The sequence below is a fragment of the Agrobacterium sp. ST15.16.055 genome, from assembly GCF_027956555.1.
In the GTDB taxonomy this organism is placed as follows: domain Bacteria; phylum Pseudomonadota; class Alphaproteobacteria; order Rhizobiales; family Rhizobiaceae; genus Agrobacterium; species Agrobacterium salinitolerans.
This window is the reverse complement of record NZ_JAQKGN010000017.1, coordinates 62014-75495: the sequence shown is the minus strand read 5'-3', so window position 1 is coordinate 75495 and position 13482 is coordinate 62014. Positions and strand designations below refer to the sequence as shown.

The following is a 13482-nucleotide window of genomic DNA, read 5'->3' as shown; positions in this document are numbered from 1 at the left end:
GTCACGCGCTTGCATAAGAGTGTCCGACGCAACCCACGGATTGCGTCGCGGACGGATCACCGCCGGCGCCAGCAATCAATGTTGCACTAGATGTTTGTCGCTGAATAAAACTCAAAGGGGAGAATGTGCTGAGAAAGAGTAGTTGGTCTATCAGCGTCAAGCGCTTCTGCCATGGCTCGGACCAGAGTCTCCGCCAGTAGCCTTGCAGGATGGGATAGGACCACCTTGATCAACCCCTCCGCAAGACCTGCCCTCGTTTCATTCGTCAGCTCGTGAGCAATGACGACAGGGCGTTGTGCCACAGGCCCGCCATTCTCGCGAAGGGCTTGCATTACGCCGGTGATGCCGCCGCCGGCAACGTAAAGTCCGACCAAATCCTGTTCGGTTTGGAGAAGACGGCAAGTGGCTTCATATGCGATCTCGGGTTCCTCAAGAGTGGCGACCGTTTCCAGCATTTGAAAGCCGGGCGCGCTTTCTCGAAAATACGACCGGAATCCCATTTCGTTGAGCTCCTGGGCCAGATACCGATGGCTGCCAACGAAGACAGCGACCTTGCCGCCGTTGGCATTGAGTCCCGCTATGAACCAAGCGGCGGTCCGACCCTTCTTGACGCAGTCGTTGCCGACATAAGCCGCGCGTGCGGCAGTTGAGAGGTCAGAGATCATCGTCACGACGGGAATGCCTTCGGCGGCAAGACCGTCTACGGCGTGGTTCACCTGCGGATGATCTGACGTAATTATCCCAATCACGTCCGCCTCCCGGCTGAGGGAGTAGATTGCCTCTGCAGCTTTGTCTGGTGCGAGATCGTTCATAAACCTCACGATCGGTCGCCCATGCGCATCCGGAAAAGCTTCTACGGCCGCCGTCAGCAGTTCGCCCCACATCTGGTAAAGCTTTCGATGCGACTGCTTGAGAAGGAAACCGAACTTGATAACTGGCTTGTCGTGTTCCAGCCGCCGCTCAATCGCCGTGACTCCGTGATAGCCTATCTCCCGGGCGGCATTGAGAACCCGTTCGGCGGTCTGTGCGCGGACTGGGTCGCGGCCATTCAAAACGCGATCGACCGTTGAAATACTCACGCGGGCAGCTTTGGCAAGATCTGGGATAGTCGGTCGGGACATCGAAGCCTCTCATAAAATGAAGTCAATTATGAGAGTATTTGAGAGTAAAATCCATCCCTAAGTTGACAATCAGGTCGGTTTTAGTGATTTGTTCCTCATGAAATACCGCCGTTAAGGCAGAGAGGACTTGGGAGAGTCCTTTCATTTGGAGGAAAATCTTTCATGTCCGCGACCTTGAAGGTGGCGCCGCTATCGGGCGGCGGCGGCGCTCGCGCGCCTATAAATGACGAAAACGACTTTGTCCTTGAGATGCGGTCAATCACCAAGGCTTTCCCCGGTGTGCTCGCGCTTGACGAGATGAACCTCCAGGTCCGTGCCGGTACCGTGCACGTGCTCGTTGGCGAGAACGGCGCGGGCAAGTCAACCCTTATGAAGATTCTGAGCGGTATGTACGCGATCGATGGCGGCGAGATCTATTTTCGGGGCGAAAAGCTCGATCATCAGAATGCTGCAGCGGCACTCGATCGCGGCATTTCCATGATTCATCAGGAGCTTAGCCCGGTGCTCGATATGACGATCGCCGAAAACATCTTTCTCGGTCGCGAACCTGTCCGCGCCGAAACCGGGCTTCTGTCCAAGTTCGTTGACTTCGACAGGATGAACAACGAAACAAAGGTCCTGCTCGCCCGCGTAGGCCTGCGCTACAGCCCCGACACGAAAATGCGCGAACTGTCGATCGCGACCATGCAGCTCGTCGAGATCGTCAAGGCAATCTCGCGCGAAGCCTCTCTTGTCATCATGGACGAGCCGACATCAGCAATCAGCGACACCGAAGTCGCGATGCTCTTCCGGCAGATCGCCGAGCTGAAAGCCGCTGGTGTCGCCATCATTTATATCACGCACAAGATGGATGAGATCTTCCAGATAGCCGACGACATTACCGTCATGCGCGACGGTCAATATATCGCTGCGGGACCGGCTAGTGACTACAATACAGGCACGCTTATCTCTAAGATGGTCGGGCGGACGATTTCCGAGGTATTTCCCAAAGAAGAAGTGCCGATCGGTGAGGTCGTCCTGTCGGTCGAAAACCTGACCCGCCACGGCGTCTTCGAAAACGTGAGCTTCAGTGTTCGTGCTGGCGAGATTGTAGGCTTATCGGGTCTCATAGGTGCCGGCCGAACCGAGGTCGCGCGCGTGATTTTTGGACTTGATGGCGCCGACGCCGGAGTGGTCCGACTGAACGGCGCTGCTTTGAAGCTTGGCTCGCCGAGGGACGCGATCGCCAGCGGCATTGCCATGGTGTCCGAGGATCGCAAGTCGGAGGGCCTGGTTCTGTGCCGGTCCGTGGGCGAAAACATCTCTTTGGCAAACCTCAAGAAGTTCACCTCGCGGCTGTTCATCAGCGAACGGCAGGAGGAAAGCGCTGCGCAGCACATGATCAAGATGCTGCAGATCAAAACGCCCAACACAGCGATGACTGTGGAGAACTTGAGCGGCGGCAACCAGCAAAAGATCGTTCTTGCGAAATGGCTGCTGGGCGATCTGAAGCTTCTCATTCTCGATGAGCCTACGCGCGGGATCGACGTGGGATCCAAATCGGAAATTCACAAGCTCATGACCGAATTCGCCTGCCAAGGGCTCGCGATCATCATGATCTCATCCGAGCTGCCCGAAATTCTCGGGATGAGCGACCGCGTGGTGGTGATGAGCGGAGGCCGGGTGACCGGTGAACTTACAAGGAGCGAGGCGACGCAGGAAAGCATCATGCGCCTCGCCACGGGAGGACATTGATGAGTATAGATCCAGTAGCAGGAGCAGAAAAGCGGGAGGGACGGGTGTTGCGGGGTCTACGGGAGATGAGCTTCTCCCAGATCTATCGCAAGTACGGCACCGTCCTGATCTTCGTCGGCATCTGCATCCTGGCCTCGATGTTGAGCCCGACGTTTTTGACGGAAGCAAATCTCACTAACGTCCTGAGACAGGTGGTTGTTGTCAGTCTTTTGGCCTGTGGCATCACCTTCGTCATCATCCTGGGGCATATCGACGTTTCCCTCGGTTCGGTTCTTGCTCTTTGCGGGGTAATCGCGGCAAGCGTGATGTCGATGACCGGCAGCATCGTACTTGCGGTCGCAGCCGGTCTTGTCGTGGGTGTCATAACTGGCACGATCAACGGCTTCGTAATCACGTTCTTCCGAATCCCCTCGTTCATTATGACGCTTGCCATGACGACGGTCGCACGCGGAACCGTTCTGCTCTATACGGGCGGATCGCCCGTAACTGGCCTCGGTGACTTCAAGGTCATAGGACAGGGTTCACTAGGCCCAGTCCCCATCTCCGTGCTCATTCTGGCGGTAGTGGTCGTCCTGTCGTGGCTTCTGCTCAACAAAACCAAGTTCGGTCGATACGTCTATGCCGTCGGCGGGAATCAGCGTGCCGCACTTGCCTCCGGAATCAACCCCGACAGCATCGTCATCAAGGCGTTCATTTTCAATGGCGTCCTCTGTGCCGTTGCCGGCATTGTTCTGATGTCGCGTATCAATTCCGGCCAGCCCGCAGGCGGCGTTGGCTACGAGTTTGACGCGATCACGGCCGTGGTTGTCGGTGGCACCAGTCTGATGGGGGGGACCGGAACCATCACCGGTACGATCATTGGCTCCATGATCATCGGCGTTATCAACAACATCCTCAATCTCATGAATGTCAGCTCCTACTGGCAGCAGATCATCAAGGGTCTGATCATTGCGATCGCGGTGATCCTTGATGTTTGGACGAAATCAGCCCGCGGCAAGAAGAAGGCATAAACCCGTTCCAGGGACCTTCTGTCCCGGAAATAACTCTGTGTCGGCGGGATTTCCGCCCCTGCACCAACACACACCCTTTGGGAGGAAACCATGAAAGTTATCGCAAAATTTGCTTTCGCCTGCGCAGTCTCTCTGGCCGCGCTTTCTGCAACCGCCGCAACAGCAGCCGACAAGTTCGTCGTCGGTTATGCTAACATGGCCGACACCGACGTGTTCGTCATGGCACGTAAGAATGCCTTCATCGAGGCTGCCAAATCTGACCCGGCAGTGACGGTCAATTTCTCTGACGCGAATAACGATGTCAGCAAGCAACTCGACCAGATCGATAACTTCATCGCGCAGAAGGTAAATGCCATCGTTGTCGTGCCGGTCGACTATCAGGGCATTGTGCCTGGAGTTGAAAAGGCCAATGAGGCGGGCATTCCCGTGATCGCTCTCGGGATCCAGTCTGCTGGCGGCAAATATACATTTGTGGGCTCAAAGAACATCGATGCCGGCCGCCTTCAGGGCGAATACATGAAGGCGAATCTGCCGAAAGATGCGAAGATCCTCTATCTCGAAGGCACGCCGGGTCTCTCCCACACGCAGGAGCGGAAGAAGGGGTTTGAGGATGCGCTCGGCCGATCGGATGTTACGACGCTCGCAAGTCTATCGGGCAACTATGATCGCGCCGAGGGCATGAAGGTCACGGAAGACTGGATCCAGAGCTTCCCGAACTTCGATGCCATCGTTGCTGCCAACGATCAGATGGCGCTTGGTGCTCTCGAAGCCCTGCAGGGAGCCAATCGCCTTAAGGGCGTACTGATCTCGGGCGTCGACGGCACGGCCGACGCGCTCAACGCCATCAAGGCCGGCACGATGTCCCAGACGATCTTCCAGGATGCAGCAGGGCAGGCCAAGGCTGCCTTTGAGGTTGTTGAAGGCCTGAAGAAGGGCGAACAGGCGCCGGCGGAAAAGCTGGTTCCGTTTGCCTCGATCACCAAGCAAAACGTCGATCAGTACGCAAAGAAATAACCCTCCCAAGGGAAGCGTGTCGGGAAACGAGGCCCGGCACGCAACGACACAGGCCGGTGCTCTGCTGGCGCCGGCCATCCCTTTCATCAGTTACAGAAAGATCATAGGAAATGGGTACCAGGATCGCAATCATCGGGGCGGGACTGATGGGGGCAGACCATGCAAAGATCGTGGCGGAAGATCTGCCGGGCGCAACGCTACAGGTCGTGTGCGACATGGACGCTGATCGGGCGAGAAAAGTCGCTGACCGCTACGGCGCTCGGGATGTGGACGTGAATCCGGATGGTATCGCGGCACGACCGGACGTCGATGCGATCATCATTGCGAGCCCGGACTTTACGCACGCGACCCTTTCGTTGTCCTGCATCAAGGCGGGCAAGCGGGTCCTTTGTGAAAAGCCCCTTTCGCAATCGTCATCGGAGTGCCTCGATATCCTCAAGGCGGAGGAGCAGGCTGGTGAGCGCTTCATCATGCTTGGCTTCATGCGCCGCTTCGATCAGTCGTACGTCGAGATGAAGCGAGCCGTGCAGGATGGCGCGATCGGCCGAGCCCTCATGATGCACAACTTCCACCGCAACGTGGCGACCCCGGCTGCCGACTTTACCGGTGCGATGGCTATTACCAATTCGGCACCCCATGAATTCGACGTGGTGCGCCATGTCCTTGGCACCGAATACATTTCGATTTCTGCGTTCCAGCCAAAGCGCTCCGACACCCTCGTCGCGCCCGTTCATATGGTGCTTGAGACGGTGGACGGTCAGCTTGTCAACATCGAGATCAACAACAACGCAGCCTATGGCTACGATGTTCGTGCCGAACTGGTGGGCGAAAAGGCGACTATAGCGATGAACCCGGTGAACTACACGCGGGTCGACCGTAATCTGGGACAGAGCACGAGCTACGAGGCCGACTGGCGTGGCCGCTACCATGAGGCCTACCGGCGTCAGAACAGGGCATTCCTGCGCTTCGCGGAGAGCGGCTTGTTCCCAGAGACGGCGTCCAGCAGTTGGGACGGGTACTGCGCCGCCGTCGTTGCCGAGGCGGGAGTGCAAGCGCTGAACAAGGGACACAAGATGCCCGTGGAGATGATCATGAAGCCGGAGTTCTACGCATGAAGCTGGGTTTTGTTTCAGACAGTCTGGGTGGTCTGCCGTTCGACGAGATGCTCGACCATGCCCGCCGGCTCGGGGTTTCCGGGGTGGAAGTCAACACCTGCGGCTGGTCCACCGCTCCGCACTTTGACCTGCCGGGGATATTGAAGGACGGTAACGTGCGGAAGGGCTTCCTCGCGTCCTTCGCAGACCGTGGACTGGAGGTCATCAGCCTCAACGCCAACGGAAACCCGCTGCATCCGACTGACCCCGCGCAAGGGCAGGGCCTTGAGGATACAATCCGAGCGGCCGGCGAGCTCGGGGTTAGTACTGTCTGCTCCATGTCGGGCCTCCCCGCCGGAAACGCAACGGACACCATGCCGAACTGGGTGGTTTCCTCCTGGCCTCCCGAAACGCAGGCCATACTCCGGTATCAATGGGAGGAGAAACTTATCCCGTACTGGACGAGGATCGCTGCGCTGGCAAAGGAACACGGGGTCGAACGCATCGCGCTGGAACTTCATGGCAACCAATGCGTCTACAACGTTCCGTCCCTGCTCAGACTGCGGGAGGCGGTGGGCCCTGTCATCGGCGCAAACCTGGACCCCTCCCATCTTTTCTGGATGGGCGCCGATCCTCTTGTGGCGGCGGAAGCGCTCGGCGAGGCCGTCTATCACGTCCATGCCAAGGACACATTCCTGAACTCTCCGAAACAGGCCGTGGGCAGCCTCCTAGAGAACGGGAGCCTGATGGACATTCCCGCCAGGAGCTGGTCCTATATCACGCTCGGTTTCGGCCACGGAGAGGAATGGTGGCGACAGTTCTGCTACAGGCTGAAGATGGCAGGCTACGACGGCTGGCTTTCTATCGAGCATGAAGACGTCCTTCTGAACAGCCTGGAAGGTCTGGAGAAGTCTGTGGCGCTGCTCCAAGCCGTCATGCCAGTCGCCAAGAGCGACTTCAAACCGCAGGCGATCTAGGAGCCGCCAAACGGACCCCTGCTCAAGATCAATTCGCTGCCGGCGGCATGCTTCCGGCAGAAAGTCGTCTGCGCCGAGGCGGGCGCGGTTCAACACGTATCAGAGACGCGAACATGCAGAAAACGCTCGACGTCATCACCATCGGCCGTGCCGGAGTAGACCTTTACGGCGCTCAGGTCGGCGGCCCACGTAATCCTTCATTTCAGTGATGATCCAGTTGCTCGCCCGTTAACAGCGAAAGGATAGACTTAGTATAGGGGAAATCCCGTGCGCGGGTAAACTTGCACCAAATCGGTAAATGTTATGGGACAACAAAGCGGCTGCTCTTCGCATGTGCGAACCGAAAGCGGACCGCCATCTTGCGGCCCTAAATCGCTCAGTTCATCACTTGAGGTGGATGTCCGAATTGGGGCACAATGGACCAAGTGGAAACGATTTCCGCAGATGTGCTTATTAACTAGCTGAATTTGCAAGTCTCTATAGAATCAGGCCCCCGCAACCAAATCCCAGTTTCTGTCCGGCCAGCACGGTCGATATGTTGATCTTCTTGCGATAGAGGCAGGCGCGTCCACAATTGGTGACGATGATGTCCCGATCATGGAAGGGGTAATCAATCTCCGGCAGGCCAATGTAGGGTCGCAAAGAGGCGGTGTAGAGATCGGCCGGCACTTTCATGCCGATAGCCTCATGCGGCCTTTCACCATTGAATTCGCTGACGAATGCATCGAAGCGTGCCTGTTGCTGAAGAAGGTTACCTTCGGGCGGGCGAGTTGCCTGCTTCTTCAATGTCAGATGCATGCGCTCATGAGCATGCGCTGCAGTGCGCTGATCGGTGTTGGGATAATCGTCGGTGGCCTCGGCACTATCAGGCCCATCTGGCCTGCCGGTCAGGCTTCAGGACTTGTGTGCCGGGACAATATGCAGGCGACCATAACGCACGGAACGCTCGGCGATAACGTGATCGGCAAAATGCTGAACCTCGCCCATCGGCCCCTTGAGTACGCCGACTTCAAGACAGTTCTCGGCATCGAGATGCACATGCATGCTGGCAATGGTCAAGTCATGGTGGTCATGGAACGTGCTGGTCAGTCGGCGGGCCAGATCGCGGGCAGCGTGGTCGTAGACATAGGACAAGACGCCGACGCAGTTCTGGTTGGAGCCCTGTTCCTGCGCCGCCTGCTTCAGGCCAGCGCGTGCCAGGTCTCGCAAGGCTTCCGATCGGTTCTGATAACCTTTGGTCTCGATGGCACGGTCGAGTTCCGCCATGAGGTCGTCATCGATGGTGATCGTAATCCGGTGCATAGCCAAATCCTTCCTGACATCAGCCCACAAGGTCAGATGGTTCTGGCCTCCGCGTCGCCTATTGTCCAGTCGGAAGTACGGCAAACAGCGTATGTCGGGATTGACGGCACTGCAAGTATGATGTTCTTTGCAAATCAGCATACTTTCCATCGGATTTCCTGAGAGATCAGTTTCATGTTCAAGAACACATTGCGCGGCCTCGCATTCGCATTGTCGCTTGCCGCTTCGTTTTCCGCGTCCCACGCCCTTGCCGAGCAGAACCTCAATTTTTCATGGCCGATGAATGTCGGGCCGCTCAATCCGCATCTGTATTCGCCCAATCAGATGTTCGCGCAGAACATGGTCTATGAAACGCTGGTTCGCTATGAAGCCGACGGCACGATCAAGCCGTGGCTTGCGGAATCCTGGGAAAGCTCCGCCGATGGGCGCAGCTATACGTTCAAGCTGCGCGAAGATGTCAAATTCTCCAATGGCGAGACATTCGACGCTGCAGCGGCAAAGGCGAACTTCGATGCGGTGCTCGCCAACCGCTCGCGCCATGCATGGTTGGAGCTTGCCAACCAGATTGTCTCGACCGAGGTCGTCGATCCCTACAGGCTGAAGGTTACGCTGAAGGAGGCCTATTATCCGCTGCTGCAGGAACTGGCGCTTCCGCGCCCGTTCCGTTTCGTCGCGCCTTCGCAGTTCAAGAATGGCGGCACCAAGGACGGTATTGTGGCGCCGGTCGGCACGGGGCCTTGGAAGCTAACCGAAACCCTTCTCGGCGAACGCGACGTCTTCACGCGCAATGACGGCTATTGGGGACAGAAGCCGGCCTATGACAAGGTCACCGTTAAGGTAATCCCCGATGCGAACACCCGCGCCATTGCCTTCGAAACCGGCGAGATCGATCTGATCTACGGCACGGACGGCCCGATCTCACCTGATACCTATGAGCGGTTCAGCAAGATGGGCACCGTTACGGCAGCGCTGTCCGAGCCATTGGAAACACGCGTTCTCGCCATCAACACCAATCAAGGTGCCACCCGCGACCTGGCCGTCCGCAAGGCGATCAATCACGCGGTGGACAAGGACACGATGATCGCGACCATCCTCTATGGCACGCAGCGCCGGGCAGACACCCTGTTCGCCACCAATGTCCCCTATGCGAATATCGGCCTCAAGCCCTATGCCTATGATCCCACCGAGGCGAAGCGGCTACTCGACGAAGCCGGCTGGAAAAGCGAAGGCGGCGGTGTCCGCAGCAAAGATGGGCAGCCGCTGTCCATCGAACTCTGCTTCATCGGCACGGACGCTATCAGCAAGTCGATTTCCGAGATCGTCCAGGCCGATCTTCGCAAGATCGGCATCGATGTGAAGCTGACCGGCGAAGAGGAGAGCGCGATCTATGCGCGCCAGCACGATGGCCGCTTCGGGCTGATCTTCAACCGCACCTGGGGCGCTCCTTACGATCCGCACGCCTTCGTAAGCTCGATGCGCGTTCCCTCCCATGCTGACTATCAGGCGCAGCTCGGCCTGCCGGACAAAGCCGAGATCGATGCCAAGATCGGCAAGGTGCTGATTTCCACCGACGAGACGGCACGGCAGGCGCTGTACCGGGATATCCTGGCGCGGCTCCATGAAGAGGCGGTCTATCTGCCGCTGACCTATGTCACGGCCATCGCCGTTGCCAAGCCCGAAGTCGGTGCAATCCCCTTTGGCGCGATGTCGAGCGAGATACCCTTCGATCGCCTGGCGCCGAAGGCGAACTGAGTTCCATGACCGGGTTCATTCTCCGGCGGGTCATCCTGCTCGTGCCCATGTTGCTCGGCGCCTCGCTCGTCATCTTTCTGATGCTGCGATTGGGGCCGAGTGACCCGGCCATGGATTACCTGCGTCTGTCCAAAGTGCCGCCGACGCCGCAGGCGCTCGCCGATGCGCGCCAGATGCTAGGACTCGATCGATCCATCGCCGTTCAGTATTTCGATTGGCTCGGCAACGCGGTGCGCGGTGATTTCGGAGTATCCTATGCGACGCAGCGGCCCGTGCTGCCGGATCTCCTCCATTTCGTCCCGGCGACGCTGCAACTCGCCGGTGTGGCGCTGGCTTTGACAATCGGTATTTCCGTCCCGCTCGGTGTCTGGGCCGCGCGATATCGTGAGCGCTGGCCCGATCAGGCGGTCCGTTTCCTCGCCTTTCTCGGCGTTTCCATGCCGAACTTCTGGCTCGGCTTCCTGCTGGTCATGGTGTTTTCGGTGCACCTTGGCTGGTTGCCACCGATGGGCCGCAGCGGTATCGCAAATATCGTCATGCCGGCAATTGCGGTTTCCTTCATGTCGCTCGCCATCAATGCCCGGCTGCTGCGCGCCAGCATGCTTGAAGTCGCGGGCCAGCGACATGTCCGCTACGCCCGTCTGCGAGGCCTCTCGGAGAGAGAGGTGGAGAGGTCACATATCCTGCGCAATGCCTGGCTGCCGATCATCACGGCAATGGGCATGCATATCGGCGAACTGCTGGGCGGTACGCTGGTGATCGAAAGCATATTCGGCTGGCCCGGCGTCGGACGTTATGCCGTTTCGGCCATCATGAACCGGGACTATCCCGTCATCCAATGTTTCACGCTGGTCATGGTAACGATCTTCGTCGTCTGCAACCTGATCGTCGATATCATCTATGCCTGGGCCGATCCGCGCATCCGGCTATCCGCCGAAGGGGTCGAATAATGACCGTCTCACCGACACGGGCGAAAATCCTCGCGCCGCGCCTCAGCACCTATATCGCTTGCTGCATCATCGTCCTTCTTGTGCTGGCGGCAATCGCGGGGCCGTGGATATCGCCGCACGATCCCGACCAGGTCGAATTGACCCAGCGGCTGCGGGCGCCCGACGCGACCTTTCTGCTCGGAACCGATCATCTCGGCAGGGATATTCTTTCGCGGCTGATCGCGGGCACGCGCGTGTCGCTCGGCTCCGTGGCAATCACCCTCGTGGTGATCCTGGGTCTCGGTATCACCATCGGCGGCATATCCGGTTTTATCGGCGGTCGTGTCGACCAGATCATCATGCGGATCACCGATGTGTTCCTCACCTTCCCGACGCTGGTTCTGGCACTCTTCATGATTGGCATGCTCGGAACCGGCCTCGTCAATGTCATCATCGCGATCGCGCTATCGCACTGGGCATGGTACGCGCGCATCGTCCGCGGCATCGTGCTGTCGCTGCGGCACAGGGAATTCCTGCTGGCGGCGCGTCTCAGTGGCGCGGGGCCAATCCGTATCTTCGTCGAGCACCTGCTGCCCGCTACACTGTCGCAGCTCCTGGTGCTCGCGACACTCGATATCGGCCATATGATGCTCCATGTCTCCGGCCTGTCGTTCCTCGGCCTCGGCGTGACGCCGCCGACTGCCGAATGGGGCGTGATGATCAGCGATGCAAGGCAATTCGTCTGGACCGCGCCGATGCTGATCTTCTGGCCCGGTTTTGCGCTGTTCATCGCCGTCATGGCCTTCAACATCCTCGGCGATGCGCTGCGCGACCGCCTCGACCCGCATCTGAGGGCAGAACATTGCCACTGACAGCGAAGAGCCTTTCCATTCGCAACGTGACGGTGACCGCGCCTCATGGCGACCATGCACATGTTCTTGTCGATGACCTGTCTTTGACGCTGCAGCCAGGCCGCGTGCTGGCCCTGGTCGGCGCCAGCGGATCGGGCAAATCCATGGCCTGTGCGGCAAGTCTCGGGGTATTGCCGCCGGGCGTGCTGCTCGAAGCCGGCGAAGTGCTGCTAGACGGCAAATCGATGCCAGCGCGGGAGTTGCGTGGCAGGCATGTCGCGACGATCATGCAAAACCCGCGCAGCGCCTTCAATCCCGTCCTTACCATGCGCGACCACGCGGTCGAAACGTTGAAAGCGCTTGATCGCCATGGAGCGGACGCGGAGCACGGGATTGAACTGGCCATGGCCGAAGTGGGCCTGGAGGAGCCGCAGCGGGTTCTTGACATGCATGCCTTCGAGATGAGTGGCGGCATGCTTCAACGCATGATGATCGCATTGGCGTTGCTGAGCGAAGCCCCCTACCTCTTTGCCGACGAACCGACGACCGACCTGGACCTCGTCGTGCAGATGCGCATCCTTGAGCTGATCGAAAAGCTTGTGCGGGAGCGTGGCCTCGGCGTCCTGCTGGTTACGCACGACATGGGCGTGGTGGCAAGGCTCGCCGACGACGTCGCGGTGCTGGATTTCGGCATGCTGGTGGAGCAGGCGCCGGTCGAGGAGATCTTCAGCACTCCACGCCATGAGGTCACGCGCATGCTGGTGGAGGCCCATCTCGCGCTTTACGGAATGGAGCTTGCCTGATGATCCTGATCAGCGCCGATAACATCAGCAAAACCTATCGGACTTTCTCGGTGGTCGGGGCCAGCGCGCCGCGTAAAGTGCTGGATCAGGTTTCGCTCTCGATCAACGATGGTGAGACCGTTGCCCTTCTCGGCCGCAGTGGTTGCGGCAAGAGCACGCTCGCCCGCTTGTTGTGCGGGCTTGAACGGCTCGACAGCGGTGCGGTGTCCTACCGGGGCACGCCAATCGATAAGCTTGGAAAAGGCGAACGGCTGTTTCGCCGCGAAGTGACGCTGGTGTTTCAGGACTCCCTGAGTGCGGTAAACCCGCGCCTCGATGTCCGGGCCGCCATCAGCGAGCCGCTCAGGCACCTGACAGGCCTCGATGCATCCGCGCGTGACGCCCGCGTCGCCGAACTGCTCGACATGGTGCAGCTGTCGGCCGACATCGCCGATCGGCTGCCATCGCAGGTCAGCGGGGGCCAGTTGCAGCGGATCTGCATCGCCCGCGCGCTCGCGCCGAAACCCAAGCTGATCATTCTCGACGAAGCCGTGTCGAACCTCGATATCCACCTTCAGGCCTCGGCGCTCGCGTTGCTATCCGAATTGCAGAAGAAACAAGGTATTGCTTACCTCTTCGTCACCCACGATCTAAGGCTGGTCGAGCGTTTTGCCGACAGGGTTATCGTGATGGAGGAAGGTAAAATCGTCGAAGAATGTGCGACGGGGGAGATCGAGCGGCTGTCGCATCCGGCGTCTCGTCTCCTGAAGGACGCCGTTTTGCCGGCTCTACCCCACAAGCGCTCCGGTTGCGTGTAGGTCTCGACGCGTTAGAAGGCACTGCTTCGCGTATGTTGAGTATCGAGTATAACCAATAACTTAGTCCTCAACTCAGCAAATCCGCTCTTCACTGCCTG

12 protein-coding genes and 1 pseudogene are annotated in these 13482 nt (G+C 58.8%); 10 read left to right on the top strand and 3 right to left on the bottom strand.

Annotated features, from left to right (window positions below):
• Positions 1 to 86: 86 nt before the first annotated feature.
• On the bottom strand, positions 87 to 1121 hold the full coding sequence (locus PL599_RS19870) for a LacI family DNA-binding transcriptional regulator (protein WP_142913342.1): 1035 nt from the start codon (positions 1119 to 1121) through the stop codon (positions 87 to 89).
• A gap of 162 nt (positions 1122 to 1283) precedes the next feature.
• Between PL599_RS19870 and PL599_RS19865 the strand changes: the two genes are divergently transcribed.
• The 5 genes from PL599_RS19865 (at position 1284) to PL599_RS19845 (ending at position 6950) form a co-directional block, all read left to right on the top strand.
• On the top strand, positions 1284 to 2855 hold the full coding sequence (locus PL599_RS19865) for a sugar ABC transporter ATP-binding protein (protein ID WP_216331586.1): 1572 nt from the start codon (positions 1284 to 1286) through the stop codon (positions 2853 to 2855).
• A complete protein-coding gene (locus PL599_RS19860; protein WP_142913344.1) occupies positions 2855 to 3865 on the top strand; it encodes an ABC transporter permease in 1011 nt (336 codons plus the stop codon). Before PL599_RS19865 ends, PL599_RS19860 begins: the two co-directional genes overlap by 1 nt.
• 195 nt (positions 3866 to 4060) lie before the next feature.
• Complete coding sequence (locus PL599_RS19855) at positions 4061 to 4879, top strand: sugar ABC transporter substrate-binding protein (protein ID WP_245289637.1); 819 nt, start codon at positions 4061 to 4063, stop codon at positions 4877 to 4879.
• Between the two features lie 110 nt (positions 4880 to 4989).
• On the top strand, positions 4990 to 5994 hold the full coding sequence (locus PL599_RS19850; protein ID WP_142913346.1) for a Gfo/Idh/MocA family protein: 1005 nt from the start codon (positions 4990 to 4992) through the stop codon (positions 5992 to 5994).
• On the top strand, positions 5991 to 6950 hold the full coding sequence (locus PL599_RS19845; protein WP_142913347.1) for a sugar phosphate isomerase/epimerase family protein: 960 nt from the start codon (positions 5991 to 5993) through the stop codon (positions 6948 to 6950). Before PL599_RS19850 ends, PL599_RS19845 begins: the two co-directional genes overlap by 4 nt.
• A gap of 504 nt (positions 6951 to 7454) precedes the next feature.
• Here the strand turns inward: PL599_RS19845 and PL599_RS19840 are convergent.
• Positions 7455 to 7757: pseudogene (locus PL599_RS19840) on the bottom strand (integrase core domain-containing protein); the annotation flags it as partial.
• An 87-nt stretch (positions 7758 to 7844) separates the two neighbouring features.
• Positions 7845 to 8252, bottom strand: a complete 408-nt coding sequence (nikR, locus tag PL599_RS19835; RefSeq protein ID WP_269824925.1) for a nickel-responsive transcriptional regulator NikR — start codon at positions 8250 to 8252, stop codon at positions 7845 to 7847.
• Between the two features lie 174 nt (positions 8253 to 8426).
• Here nikR and nikA point away from each other — a divergent pair, with 174 nt between their 5' ends.
• Genes nikA through nikE form a run of 5 tightly spaced genes read left to right on the top strand, consistent with a single transcriptional unit; the run spans position 8427 to position 13384 of the window.
• Positions 8427 to 10004, top strand: coding sequence for a nickel ABC transporter substrate-binding protein (nikA, locus tag PL599_RS19830; RefSeq protein ID WP_269824926.1), 1578 nt, complete (start codon positions 8427 to 8429; stop codon positions 10002 to 10004).
• 5 nt (positions 10005 to 10009) lie between these two features.
• On the top strand, positions 10010 to 10954 hold the full coding sequence (gene nikB, locus PL599_RS19825; protein ID WP_269824927.1) for a nickel ABC transporter permease subunit NikB: 945 nt from the start codon (positions 10010 to 10012) through the stop codon (positions 10952 to 10954).
• On the top strand, positions 10954 to 11805 hold the full coding sequence (nikC, locus tag PL599_RS19820; RefSeq protein ID WP_269824928.1) for a nickel ABC transporter permease subunit NikC: 852 nt from the start codon (positions 10954 to 10956) through the stop codon (positions 11803 to 11805). Before nikB ends, nikC begins: the two co-directional genes overlap by 1 nt.
• On the top strand, positions 11802 to 12587 hold the full coding sequence (locus PL599_RS19815; RefSeq protein ID WP_269824961.1) for a nickel import ATP-binding protein NikD: 786 nt from the start codon (positions 11802 to 11804) through the stop codon (positions 12585 to 12587). Before nikC ends, PL599_RS19815 begins: the two co-directional genes overlap by 4 nt.
• Entirely contained in the window at positions 12587 to 13384 is a 798-nt protein-coding gene (gene nikE / locus PL599_RS19810) for a nickel import ATP-binding protein NikE (protein WP_269824929.1), read from the top strand. Before PL599_RS19815 ends, nikE begins: the two co-directional genes overlap by 1 nt.
• Positions 13385 to 13482: the final 98 nt, after the last annotated feature.

Excerpts from the sequence above, each read along its gene's own strand:
- PL599_RS19870 (WP_142913342.1), bottom strand. The coding sequence starts at position 1,121 with ATGTCCCGACCGACTATCCCAGATCTTGCCAAAGCTGCCCGCGTGAGT.
- PL599_RS19865 (WP_216331586.1), top strand. The coding sequence starts at position 1,284 with ATGTCCGCGACCTTGAAGGTGGCGCCGCTATCGGGCGGCGGCGGCGCT.
- PL599_RS19860 (WP_142913344.1), top strand. The coding sequence starts at position 2,855 with ATGAGTATAGATCCAGTAGCAGGAGCAGAAAAGCGGGAGGGACGGGTG.
- PL599_RS19855 (WP_245289637.1), top strand. The coding sequence starts at position 4,061 with ATGGCCGACACCGACGTGTTCGTCATGGCACGTAAGAATGCCTTCATC.
- PL599_RS19850 (WP_142913346.1), top strand. The coding sequence starts at position 4,990 with ATGGGTACCAGGATCGCAATCATCGGGGCGGGACTGATGGGGGCAGAC.
- PL599_RS19845 (WP_142913347.1), top strand. The coding sequence starts at position 5,991 with ATGAAGCTGGGTTTTGTTTCAGACAGTCTGGGTGGTCTGCCGTTCGAC.
- nikR (WP_269824925.1), bottom strand. The coding sequence starts at position 8,252 with ATGCACCGGATTACGATCACCATCGATGACGACCTCATGGCGGAACTC.
- nikA (WP_269824926.1), top strand. The coding sequence starts at position 8,427 with ATGTTCAAGAACACATTGCGCGGCCTCGCATTCGCATTGTCGCTTGCC.
- nikB (WP_269824927.1), top strand. The coding sequence starts at position 10,010 with ATGACCGGGTTCATTCTCCGGCGGGTCATCCTGCTCGTGCCCATGTTG.
- nikC (WP_269824928.1), top strand. The coding sequence starts at position 10,954 with ATGACCGTCTCACCGACACGGGCGAAAATCCTCGCGCCGCGCCTCAGC.
- nikE (WP_269824929.1), top strand. The coding sequence starts at position 12,587 with ATGATCCTGATCAGCGCCGATAACATCAGCAAAACCTATCGGACTTTC.